The organism is Micromonospora sp. CA-259024 (assembly GCF_050936255.1).
In the GTDB taxonomy this organism is placed as follows: domain Bacteria; phylum Actinomycetota; class Actinomycetes; order Mycobacteriales; family Micromonosporaceae; genus Micromonospora.
The window spans coordinates 2,426,828-2,444,173 of the sequence record NZ_JBNJND010000002.1; the positions used below are offsets into that span (position 1 = coordinate 2,426,828).

At 71.5% G+C, this 17,346-nt stretch carries 21 protein-coding genes; 9 read left to right on the top strand and 12 right to left on the bottom strand.

Annotation, left to right across the window (positions count from 1 at the left end):
• Positions 1–22: 22 nt before the first annotated feature.
• On the bottom strand, positions 23–673 hold the full coding sequence (locus ACQEUX_RS30830) for a DUF1003 domain-containing protein (RefSeq protein WP_433055949.1): 651 nt from the start codon (positions 671–673) through the stop codon (positions 23–25).
• The gene (locus ACQEUX_RS30835; RefSeq protein WP_433055952.1) at positions 666–1,952 is read right to left on the bottom strand and encodes a magnesium transporter MgtE N-terminal domain-containing protein; all 1,287 of its coding nucleotides are present in this window, start codon (positions 1,950–1,952) and stop codon (positions 666–668) included. Before ACQEUX_RS30835 ends, ACQEUX_RS30830 begins: the two co-directional genes overlap by 8 nt.
• Before the next feature lie 33 nt (positions 1,953–1,985).
• Here ACQEUX_RS30835 and ACQEUX_RS30840 point away from each other — a divergent pair, with 33 nt between their 5' ends.
• Both ACQEUX_RS30840 and ACQEUX_RS30845 read left to right on the top strand, forming a co-directional pair.
• A complete protein-coding gene (locus ACQEUX_RS30840; RefSeq protein WP_433055955.1) occupies positions 1,986–2,855 on the top strand; it encodes a PhzF family phenazine biosynthesis protein in 870 nt (289 codons plus the stop codon).
• Between the two features lie 16 nt (positions 2,856–2,871).
• Positions 2,872–3,402: a hypothetical protein gene (locus ACQEUX_RS30845; protein WP_433055958.1), complete on the top strand. Its 531-nt coding sequence runs from the start codon at positions 2,872–2,874 to the stop codon at positions 3,400–3,402.
• Between the two features lie 16 nt (positions 3,403–3,418).
• On the opposite strand, the gene ACQEUX_RS30850 is transcribed toward ACQEUX_RS30845, so the two are convergent.
• Positions 3,419–4,138, bottom strand: a complete 720-nt coding sequence (locus ACQEUX_RS30850; protein ID WP_433055961.1) for an HAD family hydrolase — start codon at positions 4,136–4,138, stop codon at positions 3,419–3,421.
• Positions 4,139–4,242: 104 nt separating this feature from the next.
• On the opposite strand from ACQEUX_RS30850, the gene ACQEUX_RS30855 reads away from it, so the two are divergent.
• From ACQEUX_RS30855 to ACQEUX_RS30865, 3 genes are all read left to right on the top strand, one after another.
• Positions 4,243–5,187 carry a DMT family transporter gene (locus tag ACQEUX_RS30855; RefSeq protein WP_433055964.1) on the top strand — a complete coding sequence of 315 codons (945 nt, stop codon included), beginning with the start codon at positions 4,243–4,245 and terminating at the stop codon, positions 5,185–5,187.
• A gap of 94 nt (positions 5,188–5,281) precedes the next feature.
• Positions 5,282–5,806: a SigE family RNA polymerase sigma factor gene (locus ACQEUX_RS30860; RefSeq protein ID WP_433055967.1), complete on the top strand. Its 525-nt coding sequence runs from the start codon at positions 5,282–5,284 to the stop codon at positions 5,804–5,806.
• Positions 5,803–7,203 (top strand): hypothetical protein, encoded by a 1,401-nt coding sequence (locus ACQEUX_RS30865; protein WP_433055970.1) that lies wholly within the window; start codon positions 5,803–5,805, stop codon positions 7,201–7,203. The genes ACQEUX_RS30860 and ACQEUX_RS30865 overlap by 4 nt, the downstream gene beginning before the upstream one ends.
• On the opposite strand, the gene ACQEUX_RS30870 is transcribed toward ACQEUX_RS30865, so the two are convergent.
• Together ACQEUX_RS30870 and ACQEUX_RS30875 are read right to left on the bottom strand one after the other, a co-directional pair.
• Positions 7,200–7,475, bottom strand: a complete 276-nt coding sequence (locus ACQEUX_RS30870) for a hypothetical protein (RefSeq protein ID WP_433055973.1) — start codon at positions 7,473–7,475, stop codon at positions 7,200–7,202. The genes ACQEUX_RS30865 and ACQEUX_RS30870 overlap by 4 nt on opposite strands.
• A gap of 10 nt (positions 7,476–7,485) precedes the next feature.
• Positions 7,486–8,310, bottom strand: a complete 825-nt coding sequence (locus ACQEUX_RS30875; protein ID WP_433057255.1) for an SDR family NAD(P)-dependent oxidoreductase — start codon at positions 8,308–8,310, stop codon at positions 7,486–7,488.
• Positions 8,311–8,438: 128 nt separating this feature from the next.
• Between ACQEUX_RS30875 and ACQEUX_RS30880 the strand changes: the two genes are divergently transcribed.
• Positions 8,439–9,392, top strand: coding sequence for an HpcH/HpaI aldolase/citrate lyase family protein (locus ACQEUX_RS30880; RefSeq protein WP_433055976.1), 954 nt, complete (start codon positions 8,439–8,441; stop codon positions 9,390–9,392).
• Positions 9,393–9,437: 45 nt separating this feature from the next.
• Here ACQEUX_RS30880 and ACQEUX_RS30885 read toward each other — a convergent pair whose 3' ends face one another.
• Complete coding sequence (locus ACQEUX_RS30885) at positions 9,438–9,977, bottom strand: DUF4190 domain-containing protein (RefSeq protein ID WP_433055979.1); 540 nt, start codon at positions 9,975–9,977, stop codon at positions 9,438–9,440.
• 185 nt (positions 9,978–10,162) lie between these two features.
• Between ACQEUX_RS30885 and ACQEUX_RS30890 the strand changes: the two genes are divergently transcribed.
• A complete protein-coding gene (locus tag ACQEUX_RS30890; protein ID WP_433057257.1) occupies positions 10,163–10,999 on the top strand; it encodes an SDR family NAD(P)-dependent oxidoreductase in 837 nt (278 codons plus the stop codon).
• A gap of 37 nt (positions 11,000–11,036) precedes the next feature.
• On the opposite strand, the gene ACQEUX_RS30895 is transcribed toward ACQEUX_RS30890, so the two are convergent.
• Positions 11,037–11,576 (bottom strand): DUF4190 domain-containing protein, encoded by a 540-nt coding sequence (locus tag ACQEUX_RS30895; protein ID WP_433055982.1) that lies wholly within the window; start codon positions 11,574–11,576, stop codon positions 11,037–11,039.
• A 177-nt stretch (positions 11,577–11,753) separates the two neighbouring features.
• Here ACQEUX_RS30895 and ACQEUX_RS30900 point away from each other — a divergent pair, with 177 nt between their 5' ends.
• On the top strand, positions 11,754–12,950 hold the full coding sequence (locus ACQEUX_RS30900) for an acyl-CoA dehydrogenase family protein (protein WP_433055985.1): 1,197 nt from the start codon (positions 11,754–11,756) through the stop codon (positions 12,948–12,950).
• Positions 12,951–13,069: 119 nt separating this feature from the next.
• Here ACQEUX_RS30900 and ACQEUX_RS30905 read toward each other — a convergent pair whose 3' ends face one another.
• Positions 13,070–13,477, bottom strand: a complete 408-nt coding sequence (locus ACQEUX_RS30905; protein ID WP_433055988.1) for a CoA-binding protein — start codon at positions 13,475–13,477, stop codon at positions 13,070–13,072.
• Positions 13,478–13,502: 25 nt separating this feature from the next.
• The gene (locus ACQEUX_RS30910) at positions 13,503–14,549 is read right to left on the bottom strand and encodes an Rv2578c family radical SAM protein (RefSeq protein ID WP_433055991.1); all 1,047 of its coding nucleotides are present in this window, start codon (positions 14,547–14,549) and stop codon (positions 13,503–13,505) included.
• A gap of 93 nt (positions 14,550–14,642) precedes the next feature.
• Here ACQEUX_RS30910 and ACQEUX_RS30915 point away from each other — a divergent pair, with 93 nt between their 5' ends.
• Positions 14,643–15,062 carry a thiol-disulfide oxidoreductase DCC family protein gene (locus ACQEUX_RS30915; protein WP_433055994.1) on the top strand — a complete coding sequence of 140 codons (420 nt, stop codon included), beginning with the start codon at positions 14,643–14,645 and terminating at the stop codon, positions 15,060–15,062.
• On the opposite strand, the gene ACQEUX_RS30920 is transcribed toward ACQEUX_RS30915, so the two are convergent.
• The 3 genes from ACQEUX_RS30920 to trxA all read right to left on the bottom strand — a co-directional run bounded on the left by ACQEUX_RS30920 (position 15,026) and on the right by trxA (position 16,936).
• Positions 15,026–15,982, bottom strand: coding sequence for an MFS transporter permease (locus ACQEUX_RS30920; RefSeq protein WP_433055997.1), 957 nt, complete (start codon positions 15,980–15,982; stop codon positions 15,026–15,028). The genes ACQEUX_RS30915 and ACQEUX_RS30920 overlap by 37 nt on opposite strands.
• The gene (locus ACQEUX_RS30925; protein WP_433056000.1) at positions 15,979–16,419 is read right to left on the bottom strand and encodes a hypothetical protein; all 441 of its coding nucleotides are present in this window, start codon (positions 16,417–16,419) and stop codon (positions 15,979–15,981) included. Before ACQEUX_RS30925 ends, ACQEUX_RS30920 begins: the two co-directional genes overlap by 4 nt.
• Before the next feature lie 154 nt (positions 16,420–16,573).
• Positions 16,574–16,936 carry a thioredoxin gene (trxA, locus tag ACQEUX_RS30930; RefSeq protein WP_030329190.1) on the bottom strand — a complete coding sequence of 121 codons (363 nt, stop codon included), beginning with the start codon at positions 16,934–16,936 and terminating at the stop codon, positions 16,574–16,576.
• Between the last annotated feature and the right edge of the window lie 410 nt (positions 16,937–17,346).

The window sequence follows — 17,346 nt, forward strand, 5'->3', positions numbered from 1 at the left end:
TGAGCCAATCGATGACCGTTGGTCAGCCCTCTGACCGGCGCGGGCCGGTGCCGTCCGGACGGGTGTCCCGGGCGAAGTCGCCGTCCAGGTCGTCGCGTGGTTCGTCCAGGCCGACACCGTCGGTCGGCCGCTGACCACGCCTCTCCTGCCGGCTGTCCTTCTCCTGCTGGCGGCGCTCCAGCCGCTGCCGGCGCTGCCCCGCCTCGTCCAGTTCCTCGGCCAGCCGGGCAAGTTCGGAGCGGAGGAAGTCGCGGGTGGCCACCTCACCCAACGCGATCCGCAGTGCCGCGATCTCCCGGGCCAGGTACTCGGTGTCCGCCTTCTGCGCGGTGGCTCGCCGCCGGTCCTCCTCCAGGGCCACCCGGTCCCGGTCGGCCTGCCTGTTCTGCGCCAGCAGGATCAGCGGCGCCGCGTAGCTGGCCTGCAACGACAGCACCAGAGTCAGGAACGTGAAGGTGTACGGGTCGAAGCGCAGGTCCGCCGGGGCCAACGTGTTCCAGACGAACCAGATCGTGATCACCACCGTCATGACGACGATGAAGTTCGCGGTGCCCATGCCCCGGGCGATGCCCTCCGACCACCGGCCGAACGCCTCCGCGTCGAACCGGGGCAGCTTGATGCCCCGGGGCTCGCGTGGCTGGTCGAGCCGTTCCGCCCGCCGCTGTTCAGTCATCCGCGCCATCCAGCACCGCGTCGGTGGCGCCCGGGGCGATCAGGGCATCGCGGTCCCGCCAGTCGCGGGGTAGCGAGTGGTCCAGCACGTCGTCCACCGTCACGGCGCCGACCAGCCGGTTGTTCCGGTCGATCACCGGCATGGCGACCAGGTCGTAGGTGGCCATCCGGCGGGTGATCTCCGGCAGCGGGGTGGTCGGGCGCAGCGGGTCTATGTCGTTGACCACCACCTTGCCCAGCAGGTCGGCCGGAGGCTCGCGCAGCAGTGCCTGGAAGTGCACCATGCCCAGATAGCGGCCGGTCGGGGTGTTCTGCGGTGCCCGGGTCACGAAGACCTGCGCGGCGACGGCGGGCGACAGCTGTGGCTCCCGGATGCGGGCCAGCGCCTCGGCGACGGTGGCGTCCGGCGGCAGGATGACCGGCTCCGAGGTCATCACACTGCCGGCCGTGCCGGGCGTGTACTTGAGGAGCTGACGCACCGGGTCGGCCTCGTCCGGCTCCATCAGGTCCAGCAGCACGTCCTGCTCCGGTGGGGGCAGCTCGTTGAGCAGGTCCGCGGCGTCGTCCGGGTCCATCTCCTCCAGGACGTCGGCGGCCCGCTCCCGGTCGAGGGCGGCGAGGATCTCCACCTGGTCGTGCTCCGGCAACTCGCTGAGCACGTCGGCCAACCGCTCGTCGTTCAGCGCGGCCGCGACCTCGTTGCGGCGGGCGTCGGGCAGATCCTGCAGGGCGTTGGCCAGGTCAGCCGGGCGCATGTCCTCCAGGACGGCGAGCAGGTTCGCCGTACCCCGGTTGTCGGCGATGCCGCTGAGCCCGCGCACCCGGTCCCACTCGACCTGGTGCAGATGGCCGCGGCGGCTGAGCCGACCGGTCTGCTCGCGTACGGCGACACGGGTCAGCGACCACTCACCACCCCGGCTGCACTCCATCGCGACGTCCACGACCGCGCCGGGCTGGCCGCCCGGGTCGAGTTGCACCCGCCGGTCCAGCAGTTCCTGGAGCACCAGCAGTTCGTTGGGGCGCTTCTCGAACCGGCGCAGGTTGAGGGTGCCGGAGCCGAGCACGACGGCGTCCGCGTCGATGGAGGTGATCCGGTTGATCGACAGGAAGATCCGACGACGCATCGGCATCTCGGCGACCAGGCCGACCACCTCCGGCGGACGCTTGGTCGCCCGTAGCCGTGCCACGGCGTCACGAACCCGGCCCACCTGATCGCCGTTCGGGTCGAAGACGGCGACTCCGGCGAGGCGGGCGATGTAGACCCGGGTCGGCGTGCTCACGGGCACCAGCCTAAGCGCCTAGTGTTTATCAACATGTCGACCTTGGCCTACGAGATCGTGGACGTCTTCACCGACCGCCCCTTCGCCGGCAACCCGCTGGCCGTGGTGTTCGGAGCGGAGGCGCTCGCTACCGAGCAGATGCAGGCACTCGCGCTGGAGTTCAATCTCTCCGAGACGGTGTTCGTGCTGCCCCCGACCCAGGTCGGCGCCACCTACCGGGCCAGGATCTTCACCCCGGTCGAGGAGTTGCCGTTCGCCGGGCACCCGAGTGTCGGCGCGGCGGTCACCGCGAGCCGGCGCGGGATGTTCGGTGTGGGGCAGGTCACCCAGGAGTGCGTGGCCGGAGTGCTGCCGATCGAGGTGACCGCGTCCGGGGCGACGTTGACCGGTGGCATGCCGACCCTCGGGCCGGAGTTGGACCCGGAGCCGTTGCTGGAGATCGCCGGGCTGGTCGCGGACGACCACATCGGGCCCGCCCCGCGCGTCGCCGGCTGTGGGCTGGAGTTCCCGTACCTGCCGGTGCGGCCGGAGTCGATGGCCCGCGCCCGGGTGGACCCGGCGGCGGCGCAGCGGTATGGGGTTTCGCACGTCAGCGTCTTCTCCTGGGACGCCGCCACGCAAACCGCGCACGCCCGGGTCTTCGTGCCGGGGATCGGCGTCCCGGAAGACCCGGCGACCGGTTCGGCGGCGCTCGGCCTCGGTGTGTGGCTGGTGGCGACCGGTCTGCTGCCCGGCGAGGGGCTGTCCCGTTACGCGGTCCGCCAGGGTGTGGAGATGAACCGCCCGTCCGCGCTGGCCTGCACGGTCACCGCGGCGAACGGTGTGGCGGTCGGCGCGACCGTCGCCGGTCAGGTGGTGCCGGTGGCTCGGGGCGAGATCATCGTGCCGCCGTTCGTGGGCTGACCGCGTGGAGGCGCCGATGCGGGAGAATGCGGGTGTGACGGACGAGGACGCCCCCGGGGGCACGCCGCTGGTCGACGAGGCGATGAAGAAGGCCGCCGTGGCCTGGGTCAGCGTTTCCGGCGGGCCGGCACTCGCGCTGTGGTGCGCCCCGCTCGAGGGCGCGCTCCTGGTGGTCAGCGGGCCCGGCGAGCAGGCCGCACCGGGTCTGGCCGACGCGACCGAGGCCCAGGTGACCCTGCGCGGCGACCACGGCGGCCGGATCGTCACCTGGCCGGCCCGGGTAACCCGGGTGCGGCCGGGCACCGAGGCGTGGGACGCCACCGCGCCGCTGGTGGCGGCGAAGCGCCTCAACGCGCCCGGCCCGACCGCCGATCTGGTGGCCCGGTGGGCTGCCGACGGGTGCGCGGTGAACCGGCTCGCCCCGGCCGGCATGCCGCTGGCCGGCGCCGACCTGCCGGCCGACGCGCAGGCCGAGCCGCCCCGGGCCACTCCGGCGGTCCGGGCCACCCGCAAGCCGTTCCGTCTGCACCGGGTCCGTCGCCGCTGATCGGGCCGCCCGCTCGTCAGCCCGCCCGACCGCCGACGCCCGCCACCTCGGCGTCGCTGTCGACGAGGGCGAGCACCTCGCCCAGGGTGCCGAGTGTGGGGCCACGCCAGTGCAGGTCGGCGTTGAACACCATGTGCGTGTCCAGATCCGGCGCGGCGAGCCGGACGGCGGTCATCCCCGCCCGTTCGGCGCCGGTCAACTCCTGGCTGCCGCCGTCACCGACGTACAGGCAGTCGCCCGGCGCGAGCCCGAGTCGCTGGCAGGCGGTCAGGTAGAGCGCCGGGTCCGGCTTGCACCGTCCGACCTGCACCGAGAAGACCCGCACGTCGAGGAGCGGGGCGACCGCGAGTTGTGGCAGGAAGGCCGGGAGTTCGTGCGTACAGTCGCTGATCAGGCCGGTACGCAGGCCGCGCTCACGCAGCGCCGCCAGCACCGGCACGGCGTCCGGGCGCAGCCAGATGTCCGCGCGGACCGCCCGGTGCCGGGAGGCCACCGCCGCCCGCACCGCATGGTCGCTGGGGTGTACGCCGGCCTGGGCACACACCCAGCGAAGGGTCGCCTCCGCGTTGCCGAGCCGGCCGGTGGCCCGCTCGTAGTAGGTGCGGTCCAGCACCTCGGTCAACGTGTCGGCGTGGCACCCGAGCAACTCGGCGGTGCCGACGTGCGCGACACCGCGCTGCACCGAACGGGTCAGGGTGCCGAAGAAATCGAACAGCACCGCCTGGTAGCTGGGCATGGGCGCCTCTCCGGGCGGTCGAGGGTCGCTGGCGCGGACCCGCGTGATCGTAACGGAGTGCTGACGTTCCGTGCTCTTCGTGATACGTGTGAGGATTACGTCCCGTGCCCTCACCTTCACACCGTCCGTCTCCCGATCCGCTGACCACCGGCGCGGTCGGTCTCGCCGTGGTCGCCGTGTCGTCGTCCGCGCCGCTGATCGCGTACGCCGCCGCACCCGCGCTGGCCATCGCGTTCTGGCGCAACCTGCTCGCGGTGGCCGTGCTGAGCCCGTTCTCGCTGGCCCGGCGTCGCGCCGAGTTCCGCCGGCTGACGGTGGGTGTGGGCCGGCGGGAGGGGTTGTTCTGCGTCCTGTCCGGGATCGCGCTGGCCGGGCACTTCGCGACCTGGGTGCCAAGTGCCCAGCTCACCTCGGTCGCCACGTCCACCGCCCTGGTTGCCACCCAGCCGGTCTGGCAGGGGCTGATCGCCCGCGCCCAGGGGCGTCCGCTGCCCCAGGTCGTGTGGATCGGCATCGCGGTGGCGGTCGGCGGCGCGGTGATCGCCACCGGGGCGGACGTGGGCGTCTCCGGCAGGGCCGTCCTCGGCGACGTGCTGGCGCTGACCGGCGGCATGTTCGCCGCCGTCTACACCGCCTTCGGTGAGCGGGCCCGGACCAGCATCAGCACCACCACCTACACCACCATCTGCTACGGGATCTGCGCGCTGATCCTGCTGGTCATGTGCCTGGTTGGCGGCGTGCGACTGACCGGGTTCGACGGGCGTACCTGGCTGGCCATCCTGGCCCTGGTGGCCGGCGCCCAGCTGCTCGGGCACTCGATGTTCAACTACGCGCTGCGGAAGATCCCGGCGACCACGGTGAGCGTGCTGATCCTGCTGGAGGCGCCCGGCGCTGCCCTGCTCGGTTGGGCCTGGCTGGGTCAGCTGCCCCGCCCGTACGCGCTGCTCGGGATGGCGCTGCTGCTGGTCGGGGTGACCGTGGTGGTGCTCGGCGGCCGTCGGGCCGCACCCACCGCACTGCCGACCGACCCGGCCCCGCTGGACGACTGATCGCACGAAACTCTGGGACGACACGAGGAATATGGGCGCTGGTTCCCTCCCCGGCGAGTCCGTCCGGCGTCTGTCCGGGTGAGGAGGCGATTCGTTGACGACCGAGGACCGCACCCGCGAGGGTTTCGCCGACTTCGTCCGGGCCGAGACCGCCGGGCTGACCCGATTCGCGTACCTGCTGACCGGCGATCGGCACCACGCCGAGGACCTGGTCCAGGTGGCGCTGGCTCGGGTCGCGGTGCGCTGGGAGCGGCTGGAGGACCCACACGCCTATCTGCGTCGGGTGCTCTGCACCCAGGCGGCCAGTTGGTGGCGGTGGCGGCGGGCCCGCCCTCCGGAGCGGCTGGGCGGGGTGCTGCCGGAACGACCCGGCCTGGGCGACGACACCGACCTGCGGCTGGTGCTGTCGGCCGCGTTGGCCCGACTGACCGTGCGGCAGCGGGCGGTCCTCGTGCTGCGCTACTACGAGGACCGCACCGAGACAGAAACGGCCGCGCTGCTCGGCTGTCGGGTCGGCACCGTGAAGAGCCAGACCCGGCACGCCCTCGGCTGGCTGCGTGTCCTCGCTCCCGAGCTGGCCGAACTCGTCGGCCAGGGGACGCAGGAGGTGACCCGATGACCGGCCAGCTCTCCGAGGCGCTGCGCCGTCTCGCCGACGACGTGCCGCCCGCGCGCGTACCGGACGGGCTCTTCGACGCGGCGCGCACCCGCCACCGCCGTCGCCGGGCCGCCGTCGCCGGCGCGCTCGCCGTCCTGGTCCTGCTCCTCGGCACCGGGTACGCGCTGCACCCGGTGGCACTGCCGGCGCCCGCCGGCCCGCGTCACGACGCCCCTGGCCTGCCCACCCGACTCGTCGACCCGCCGCTGCGTACCGCCTCGGTACGGGACTCGGCCCCTGGCGCGGCGGCGATGTTCTTCGGCGGTCCGGCCGTGCGCACCGACTGGTTCGAGACCCGGATGGGCCTGGTGGCCGCCGACGCCGACCGGTATCGGGTGCTGGACGCCGGTCCCTTCGTTCCGGGCTTCGACGCGTTGCTCTCCCCGGACGGCCGGTACGCCTGGGTCGGCGCGGCACTGCTCGACCTGACATCCGGGAGGTTCACCCCGGATCGCACGGACGGCTACCCGCTCGCCTTCGCGCCGGATGGTGAGCGGCTCGCCTACGCCGATGACGAAGCCGCGTTCACCCCGCCGAACACCTACACCACCCCGTACGTCGGGGTCTACGACCGGAAACGCGGCGCGGACGTGCTGCGGGTGCGGGTCGGCACCGCCTGGATTCCGCCGGGACGCACGGCGGCGCTCTCGCCGGACGGGGGCGAGCTGGCCCTCCAGGTCCGCGACGAGGTCTGGCTCACCCGGGTCGCCGACGCGGGCGCCGGCGGCATCGCCGAGCCGTACCGGAAGCTGCCGTTGGCCGGTGGGCGGCTCGCCGGGGCCGGGTCCTGGCTGCCGGACGGGCGGTCGGTGGCCGTCCTGGGCCGGTCCACCTGCACCGACTGCCCGGTGCCGTCCTACCCGCGCACCTGGACACTCGCGCTGCGGTCCGCCGTCGACAACACGCCGCTGGCCGGTGCGGCCTTCCCGTCGGTGCCCTCCCGCACGTTCGTCCAACTGCTCGACTGGCGGTCGGCCGACGAGGCGGTCGCGCTGGTCGGCGTGCCAGGTCCGATGGCGGTCGACCGGCCGGACGACCACGACATCGCCTGGGGGCCCTATCAGGAGCTTGGCACCGAGGCGGTGGAGCTTGTGGTGCTGCGTCGGGGTGCAGCCGCGCCGGACGTGCTCTTCCGTACGCCGGAGGGCATCACCGACCTGTCGGTCGCCGCCGACCTCGCGATCGACGGCGTGGTACGCGAATCCGGCCGCCCGGACTACGGCCCGCCGCCGTTCTGGCTGCTCGCCGTGGGGTTCGTGGTGGCGATCCTGGCCGCCCTGCCCGTGCTGGCACTGCTGCGGCGGTGGCGCGATCGGCGTCCGCGGCGACGCGTCCGGACCGGACGGCCGCCCGCCTAGCCCTCGTCGACCTCGATCACCCGGGTGGTCGGCGCGGATTCGCCGAGGGCGGTGCGCAGGGTCGCCCGGTCCGGGTCGGCGAGGAACGACTCGTAGCCGGCCCGCTCCTCGAACCGGATCACGTGCACCTCGGTCTGCCCGTCGGTGCCGCGCAACCGCCGTTCCAGGTGGCCGTCGTGCCGCCCGAGCAGCGCCAGCACCTCGTCCTCGTAACGCTGCCCGGCGGCTTCGGCCCCGACGGTGAACTCGACGATCGCGACAAGTGTCAGCACGCCGGCCGCGCTAGTTGTCCAGGCCGACGGCCTTGGCGCTCGCCGCCCAGAGCCGGGCGGCGAGTTGCGGGTCGGCCGCCTTCCGGTACGGCCGACGCAGTCGACGGTCGGCGTAGTAGCCACCGTCGACCAGCCGGGAGCGGTCCTGGTTGGCCAGCCACACCAGCGTCTCGGCACCCTTCTCCGGGCTGCGGAACGGCAGGATCCGCATGCCGAACGCGACCAGTCTGCTGTCGTTGGCGAACCGGGTGCGCACCATGCCGGGGTGGAAGCTGTACGCGGGAGTGCCCGGCCAGCGCCGGGCGGCCTCGGCGGTGAACAGGATGTTCGCCTGCTTGCTGGTGCCGTACGCGCCCATCGGCCGGTAGCCGCGCAGCGGCGCGTTCAGGTCGTCCGGGTCGAGAGCGCCGAAGCGGTGCGCACCGGACGCGGTCACCACGATCCGGCCCACCCGGTCGGCGAGCAGGTTGGTCAGCAGGAACGGGGCCAGGTGGTTGGCCTGGATCGACATCTCGAAGCCGTCGACGGTGGTGAGTGGTTGCAAAGCGATCGCGCCGGCGTTGTTGGCCAGCACATCGATCCGGTCGTACGCGTCGCGTAGTCGCTCGGCGAGCCGGCGTACGTCGTCGAGCACCGCGAAGTCGGCCCGGAACAGCTCCGGGCGCTCGCCGGAGTTCTCCCGTACCCGTTCGGCGGCAGCCTGCAGGCGGGCCGGGTCCCGCCCGACCAGCACCACCCGGTCGCCACGACAGGCCAGGTGCACCGCCGCCGCCAACCCGATGCCGGAGCTGGCCCCGGTCACCACCACCAGTCGACGCCCAGTGAGATCTTCCACAGGTCCATTCACCCCGGTCATGGCGCGAGGTTACCGTGGCGTCACAAGGCCCTTTGGGATCGTTAAGTTCTCGGATCTGTCGTCAGGTGGCGTCGGCATGCCCGCCGGCCGCTGGAAGGAGCGCATCCATGGCCGCAGTCGGTCGCCCCCGCAGGTCCTGCCTCGCCGTGCCGGGTTCCAGCGTGAAGATGCTCGGCAAGGCCCAGGGGCTTCCGGCCGACCAGGTCTTCCTCGATCTGGAGGACGCCGTCGCGCCACTGGCCAAGCCGGACGCGCGCAAGAACATCGTGGCCGCGCTCAACGAGGGTGACTGGGCCGGCAAGACCCGGGTCGTCCGGGTCAACGACCTGACCACCCCGTGGACCTACCGGGACGTCATCGAGGTCGTCGAGGGTGCCGGCGCCAACCTGGACTGCGTCATGCTGCCGAAGGTGCAGACCGCCGAGCAGGTGCACTGGCTGGACCTGCTGCTCACCCAGATCGAGAAGACGCTCGGCCTGGAGGTCGGCCGGATCGGCATCGAGGCGCAGATCGAGAACGCCGCCGGCCTGGTCAACGTGGACGCGATCGCCGCCGCCTCGCCGCGCGTGGAGACCATCATCTTCGGCCCGGCCGACTTCATGGCGTCGATCAACATGAGGTCGTTGGTGGTCGGCGCGTTGATCCCGGACTACCCGGGCGACCCGTACCACTACATCCTGATGCGGATCCTGATGGCCGCCCGGATGCACGACAAGCAGGCCATCGACGGCCCCTTCCTGCAGATCCGGGACGTCGACGCGTTCCGCGAGGTGGCCAAGCGCTCGGCCGCGCTGGGCTTCGACGGCAAGTGGGTGCTGCACCCGGGTCAGATCGACGCCGCCAACGAGGTCTACCAGCCGGCGCAGGCCGACTACGACCACGCCGAGCTGATCCTCGACGCGTACGAGCACTACACCTCGGAGGCTGGCGGCCGGCTCGGCGCCGTGATGCTCGGCGACGAGATGATCGACGAGGCGTCCCGCAAGATGGCGCTCGTGATCGCCGCCAAGGGCCGGGCCGCCGGGATGAGCCGTACCTCGCAGTTCACCCCACCGGAGTGACCGGCCGAGCCGCCCCCGCGTCGCACCGGGGGCGGCTCGCCGACCTCAGTAGGTGCCGCTCTCGTAGCTGGACGGTTCCTGGTTCGCCAGCCAGACAACGAAGATCACGATGGCGATGGTGGCCAGCACGGCCAGCGCGGTGGCGACCCAGCCGACGATGATGCCGGCGGTGGCGAAGCCCTCGCCGCCCTCGCCGCGCTCCCTGATCTGCTTGCGGGACACGTGGCCGAGGATTGCGCCGATCGCACCGATGTAGCCACCGAGGCCGTAGCCGCAGAGGCCGAGGGCGCCGATGATCGAGACGACCATCGCGGCGATGGCCAGGCCGTTCTGCTTCGGTGCGGGAGGGTACCCGTAACCCGGGTAGCCGGACGGCGGCGGGTAACCGGGCTGGGCCGGGTACGGGCCGGGCTGGGCCGGTATCTGCGGCGCGCCGCCCGCGTACGGATCGGTCGGCGCGTACGGGTTCACCGCGGTCGGCTGGGCGGGTACCGGTTGGCTGCTCACCGGGAGGGTGGGGTCGTCGTACTGCTGTCCCGACCACGCCGGGTCGTGCCAGCCGCCGGAGGGCGGGGGATTGGTCATGCGATCTCTCCGTCAGGTCGGGTGCGCCGTCAGGGTAGCCAGGGGTGACCAAAACCGTTGCCCCCGCTCCCGGGTGCCGCGTTGCTCGGGCCGGTTGTAACGGGCAGGATCCTGGCATGGCATTCGACGCGCGCGCCGCGGACCGCTCCGGCAGCCGACCCAGACGGGACGTCAGCCGTCCGGGCGTGGCCCGCCGTGCCCGTGCGGCAACGCCGGCCGGCAGTCCTGGTCCGGACGAGCCGGTCGCGCTCGCCGACCCGGTGACCATGCGGCTCGACGGGCGGGTCGCCCTGGTGACCGGGGCGGGCAGCCCGGACGGCATCGGGTACGCCACCGCCCGGCGGCTCAGCGACCTGGGCGCCCGGGTGGCCATCGTCTCCACCACCCGGCGCATCCACGAGCGGGCCAGCGAGCTGGGGGTGACCGGCTTCGTCGCCGACCTGACCGACGAGTCGGAGGTCGGGGCGCTGGCCGACGCGGTCGCCGAGCAGTTGGGCGACGTCGAGGTGTTGGTCAACAACGCAGGGCTGGCCAGCCGGGCCAGCCAGGGGGTGCTGCGGCCGGTCGCGCAGTTGACCTACGACGAGTGGCGCGGCGAGATCGACCGTAACCTGTCCACCGCGTTCCTGTGCAGTCGGGCGTTCATCGGTGGGATGGCCGAGCGGGGCTGGGGTCGGATCGTCAACCTGGCGGCCACGGCTGGGCCGGTCAACGCCCTGCCCACCGAGGCCGCCTACGCCGCGGCCAAGGCCGGGGTGGTCGGGCTGACCCGGGCGCTGGCCATGGAGATGATCGCCGACGGGGTGACCGTCAACGCGGTGGCGCCCGGCACCATCTACACCGCGGCGTCCACGATGGCCGAGATCAAGCAGGGGCTGGGCACTCCGGTGGGTCGACCGGGCACTCCGGACGAGGTCGCCGCGGCGATCAGTTTCCTCTGTTCCCCGGCCGCCTCGTACATCACCGGTCAGATGCTGGTGGTGGACGGCGGCAACAGCGTCCGCGAGGCCCGGTTCCGCTGACCGCGCCGCGGTCCGGATCGGGCCGTCGGGGCGCTGGTCAGTAGCCCCCGCTGTCGCCGGTGTCGGCGAGGGCGACCAGGGCCAGCCAACCGCAGCAGGCCAGCACGGTGAGCCCGGTGAAGACGTAGCCGAGGATCAGCCCCCAGGTGGCGAGCTGGTCGCCGTCCTCGCCGCTGGTACGGATCTGCCGCTTGGCCAGGTGGCCGAGGACGGCACCGGCCGGCGGGAACACGAAGGCGAACACCAGCGACAGGATCGCCAGCACGTTGGTACCCCGACCCGGGCCGGAGGGCGGTGGGCCGTACTGACCGTAGGGGCCCTGCGGGGGGTACGGGGGCTGCTGGCTCCAGTGTGCCGACTGGTGCGGCCCCTGCTGCTCGTACGGCGACGGTTCGTCCGCCGGTGGCCCGTACGGTGAGCGTTCCGCCGGTAGCTCGAACGGTGGCTGATCCGGCTGCTGGGCGTAGGGCGACTGGCCGGCGGGCGGCGGCGCGTACGGCGACTGGTCCCGGGGTGGTTCGTAGGGTGACGGTGGCGGCTCGTCCCCGGGTGGTCCCGACGGCGGCGGGTAGCTCACGGCTGTGCTCCTCCTGCCGGTGCCGGAAAAGTCCCTCTTGCCGGACGCTACCCGCAGCGGTGAACCTTTTCACAGCGGTTGTGTGGACTGGTCACCTTGGCCTCCTCGACCTCGGAGGCCGATACTGACCCAGCGTTCAGTTACCCATGAGTAGTGCGCGGATCCCCGGAGGCTGAGATGGCCCGACTCGCCCAGACGCCCGGCCTGACCGATGTGCAACGGTCGATCCTGGAGACCGTTCGGGATTTCGCCGACAAGGAGATCATCCCGCACGCCCAGCGGCTGGAGCACGCCGACGAGTACCCCACCGACATCCTCGACGGCATGCGCGAGATGGGGCTGTTCGGTCTCACCATCGACGAGGAGTACGGCGGGCTCGGCGAGTCGCTGCTCACCTACGCGCTGGTGGTGGAGCAGTTGTCCCGGGGCTGGATGTCGATCTCCGGCATCGTCAACACCCACTTCATCGTGGCGTACCTGATCTCCCAACACGGCTCGGCCGAGCAGAAGGCCCGGCTGCTGCCGAAGATGGCCACCGGCGAGGTACGCGGCGCGTTCTCCATGTCCGAGCCGGAGACCGGCTCCGACGTCTCAGCGATCAAGTCCCGGGCCGTCCGGGACGGCGACCGCTACGTGCTCAACGGGCAGAAGATGTGGCTGACCAACGGGGCGTACTCCTCGGTGGTGGCCACCCTGGTCAAGACCGACACCGGTGCCGAGTCGGTGTACGGCAACATGAGCACCTTCCTGCTCGAGAAGGAGCCGGGCTTCGGTGAGACCGCTCCCGGCCTCACCATCCCGGGCAAGATCGACAAGATGGGCTACAAGGGTGTCGAGACCACCGAGATGGTGCTCGACGGGGTGACCGTGCCCGACTCGGCGATCCTCGGTGGCGCCGACGAGGTGGGCCGAGGCTTCTACCAGATGATGGACGGCATCGAGGTGGGCCGGGTCAACGTGGCAGCCCGCGCCTGCGGCATCTCCATCCGAGCCTTCGAGTTGGCGGTCAGCTACGCCCAGCAGCGCAAGACCTTCGGCCAGCCGCTCGCCAAGCACCAGGCGATCGCCTTCAAGCTCGCCGAGATGGGCACGAAGATCGAGGCGGCCCACGCCCTCATGGTCAACGCCGCCCGGCTCAAGGACGCCGGCCAGCGCAACGACGTCGAGGCCGGGATGGCCAAGCTGCTCGCCTCGGAATACTGCGCCGAGGTCGTCCAGGAGGCGTTCCGCATCCACGGCGGCTACGGCTACTCCAAGGAGTACGAGATCGAGCGGCTGATGCGGGAGGCCCCGTTCCTCCTGATCGGCGAGGGCACCTCGGAGATCCAGAAGACCATCATCTCCCGAGGCCTCCTCAAGGAGTACAAGCTCTAACCTCCGCCTCCACCCCCGCGATCTTGCACTTGCTGTTCCGGCATACCCGAACATAAGGGTCAAAGCGGCGACCGAAAGTGCAAGATCGCGGGGGCGGGGGCGTGCGGGGGTGGGAGTGGTTAGGGGAGGCGGGTCAGGTCGGCGGCGGCGCGTTCGATGATGAGACAGCGGTCTTCGACGTAGTCCATGCCGGCTTCCTCCGCGATCCGCCGCGCTTCGGCCGAGACGATGCCCAGCTGCAGCCAGACCGCCGGGGCGCCGATCGCCGCCGCGTCGCGGGCGACCTGCACGGCGTCAGCGGCCGGCCGGAACACGTCCACCAGGTCGACGGGGTGCGGAATCTCGGCCAGCGTCTTGTACGCCCGTTCCCCGAAGAGCTCGTCGACGGTCGGGTTGACCGGGATGATCCGCCAGCCGTACCGCTGCATCTGCAACGGCACGCGGTGCGCGGCCTTCAACGGGTCGCGGGACGCGCCCACGACGGCGATCACGGCGGAGTCGGCGAGGATCTGCTGAGCGGTACGCACCAGCCGACTGTAGCCCCGGACCCGGCTAGAGAAGGGTCAGCTGCTCGGCTGCCGACGACGGAGGTGGTTCGGGCAGGCTGCGATTGTCGCCCACCTCGGCCCGGTGCAGGCCGTGTCGGCGAGCGGCGATCCGCACCCGCGCGGTCAACTCCCGCTGGTACGCCTGCGGGGCGTACGCGCCGGCCCGGTACAGCTCACGGTAGCGGGGCACGAGGTGCGGGTGCTCGCGGGTGAGCCAGTGCGCATACCACTCCCGAGCGCCGGAACGCAGGTGCAGGGGCAGGGCGGTCACGCTGGTCGCGCCGGCTGCGGCGATGGCCGCCACCGTGGCGTCGATCGACTCGTCGTCGTCGCTCAGGCCGGGCAGGATCGGGGCCATCAGCACCCCGACGGAGAAGCCGGCGTCGGTGAGTGCCCGGACCGCGTCCAGTCGACGGCGTGGGTGCGGCGTTCCCGGCTCGACGGCACGCCAGAGTTGCTCGTCGACGAACCCCACCGAGAAGGAGATGCCGACCCTGGTCACCTCGGCTGCCTCGCGCAGTAGCGGCAGGTCCCGCAGGATCAGTGTGCCCTTGGTGAGAATCGAGAACGGGTTGGCGAAGTCTCGCAGGGCGCGGATGATCTGCGGCATCAGCCGGTAGCGGCCCTCGGCGCGCTGGTAGCAGTCCACGTTGGTGCCCATCGCCACGTGTGCGCCCCGCCATCTGGGCGCGGCCAACTCCCGTCGGACCAGCTCACCGGCGTTGACCTTGACGATCACCTTCCGGTCGAAGTCCGCGCCGGCGTCGAGATCGAGATAGGTGTGAGTATTTCTCGCGAAGCAGTAAACGCATGCATGAGAGCAGCCTCGGTACGGGTTGATCGTCCACTCGAAGGGGACGCGGGACTGACCGGGAACCCGGTTGAGGATGGACTTGGCCTGCACCTCGTAGAAGGTCATCCCGGCGAACTCGGGGGTGTCGAAGGTGCGGACGACGGCGCCGGGCAGCGCCAGCGGCAGGGGTGGCGTCGCTGGCGCTGCCCGCTCGGGGTCTCCCTCAACCGGGGGAGCGGTGAGGTTGTCCCAGCGCATGGGCACTATTCGAACACGTGTACGAGCACGGCGCAAGTGACCCGCCGTACACCGGTGGTCGTTCGGATGGTCGCGGAGTGGAGGATGGACACCATGGAGAGGTCGACCTTCGTCTACGACGGGGACTGCGCGTTCTGCACGAGCTGCGCGGAGTTCATCGAACGTCGCGTCCCCACCGCCGCGCGGGTGGTGCCCTGGCAGTTCGCCGACCTGGACGCTCTCGGCCTCACGGCTGCCGAGTGCGAGGAGGCCGTGCAGTGGGTCGGAGCGGACGGCTCACGCGCCGCCGGGCCGGACGCCATCGCGAAGCTGCTCGCCGCGAGCGGCCCGCTCTGGCGGGTTGCCGGGGCCGGCCTGCGGTTTCCGCCAGCGCGCGCCGTGGCCTGGCCGGTGTACCGCTGGGTGGCGCGCAACCGGCACCGGCTTCCCGGTGGCACGGCGGCCTGCTCGCTGCCCCAGGAGGCCCGGGAGCGGCTCTACGGGCCGGCCGGCCGGCCGACCACCGGGGCCTGATCGCCGAGCGGTGCCCGTTCTGCACCGGCTCCCACCGGGGCCTGGTCGAGCGGCACCGGGTCCGGTTCCGGCGCGTCCGTCGCTGGCCCGGAGGTTCGGCGGCCGGCGAGCCGGCGGGCCCAGACCAGCGGGCGGACCCGCTCCAGCGGTAGGAAGCTGGTCATCGCGGCCAGGTGCGGCGCGAACGAGATCGTGATGGTCGCGATGGTGACCGCGTGGAACGAGTAGAAGAAGCCGACCATGGCGAGTCGCCAGCGGGCCGGCAGGAGGAAGACCACCGGGCTCAGCAGCTCGAAGGCCACGATGCCGAACTGGGCGACGATGAGCAGGTACGGCACCTGGGCGATCACGTCCGCCAGGTCGGTGCCGCGCCGGATGATCGCGCGGGCCAGGACCGAGCCGGTCAGCCAGTCCAGGCCGCCGAAACGCAGCTTGGCCCAGGCGGCGAGGAAGTACGTGCAGATCACCGCGATCTGGGTGACTCGCAGCGCCCAGCCACCGGCCTCGGTGCGTGTGGCGTCGCCGTGGCGGGCCCGACCGGCGGTGGGCAGCACGGCCAGCGCGATGAGCAGCCCGAACCGGTCGTGATCGACCTTCCCGTAGCTCATCGCGATGATCATCCACTCCAGGTACAGCGCGCAGACCGCCCAGCCGAGCAGCCGGGGTGCCCGCCCGGTGGCGGCGAGGAGGGCGAGTGCCAGCAGCGCCCAGAAGATCACCGCCACGAGCGCCGGAGTCGGCGTCGGCAGTGGGAGCAGACGGCCGATCAGCAGCGGCTGGTACAGGTCGCCGGGCACGCTGACCCGGGTGCGTACCCAGGGGGTGAAGATCACCAGGTCGGCGGCGACGAAGAGGTAGATCACGGTGCGGAACGCGGCCACCCGGCCCCGCGGCACGGCCTCGGTCAACCAGCGGCTCATCGGGGTGCCTGCCAGCGGACCACGGTCTCATCGGTGTGTTGGCCGGTCGGTCGGCCGGCGCGGATGCCGTGCCAGCGGATGACGATGCGAACCTCGACCAGCGCGGCGGCGTCCGGGTGGCGTTCGGCGTACGCGTCGGCGACCTCGGTGAGCAGCGTCGGGTCGGCGGCGTACCGGGCCTGCTGACCCTCGATCTCGGCGCGGCGGATGCCGGTCGCGTCCTGGTCGAGGTCGATCACGGCCCCGACGGTGTTCACCCCCTCGACACGCGTGTCGGGGGCGGGTGCGTTCGGCGGATTGGAGGTGGAGTACATCCGGAACGGGCCGAACGGGAAGTCGTCGTCGCTGCCCCAGAGGGTGCCGATCAGCAGCAGGACGAGACCGAGTGCGGTCGCGCCCAGCCGGGTCACGCGGCCGCGGGTGGTCAGGTTCTCCATCGGGTCGTGACGATACGGGATGTACCGGCCGCGTCGGGTCCCACCGACGGTCAGTTCCGCCTGGCCAGGCAGGTGATCATGCGTGCGCTTCCCGGGGTACGACGAAGGCCGGGCCCGCGCCGGGCCCGGCCTCGCGTGCCGTCCTGAGGACGACTCAGTGGTTGTGCTCGGCCAGCTGCTTGCGGACGTCGTCCATGTCCAGCGCCTCGACCTGCTCGATCAGGTTCTCCAGCGCGGACTCGGGAAGGGCGCCGGGCTGGGCGAAGACGATGACGCCGTCACGGATCGCCATGATCGTGGGGATCGACCGGATGTCGAACTTGGCGCCCAGCTCCTGCTGAGCCTCAGTGTCGACCTTGCCGAAGACGATGTTCTGGTGCTTTTCCGAGGAGCGCTCGTAGACCGGAGCGAACCGCTTGCACGGACCACACCAGTCGGCCCAGAAGTCGACCAGGACGATGCCGTCGTTGCCGGTCACCTCGTCGAAGTTCGCCGAGGTCAGCTCAACGGTTGCCATTGCACTCTCCGATCACCGCGGTTTATCTACGTCCCGTAGAACCAGGGCTGACCGTATCCAATTCCCGGGCGGTGCGGCACGAAACGTGCTCGGGGCTGCCCGAGGGTGTTGAGGGTCATCGACCCACATCTGTTCGTACCGACCTGCGGAACGCAAGTGCATGACGCACTTGCGTGACCAGCGGTGATGGGAGCGGTTCCAAGGAGATCCACCCGATTGGGCACTACGAATCGGTAACTTGCCCCTTGACAAGGAGGTATCCGGCCTGCAGAGATCGCTGATCAACCTCTGCTCAGTCACCGAGAGTAGTGTTACAAAAAGATAAATGTGACGTCGATCTCTGTCGAACCTACGCTGCCGTAGGGCAGAATTCTCGGCATCAGAGCGTGGGCGGCGGGTGCCGGGGAGGG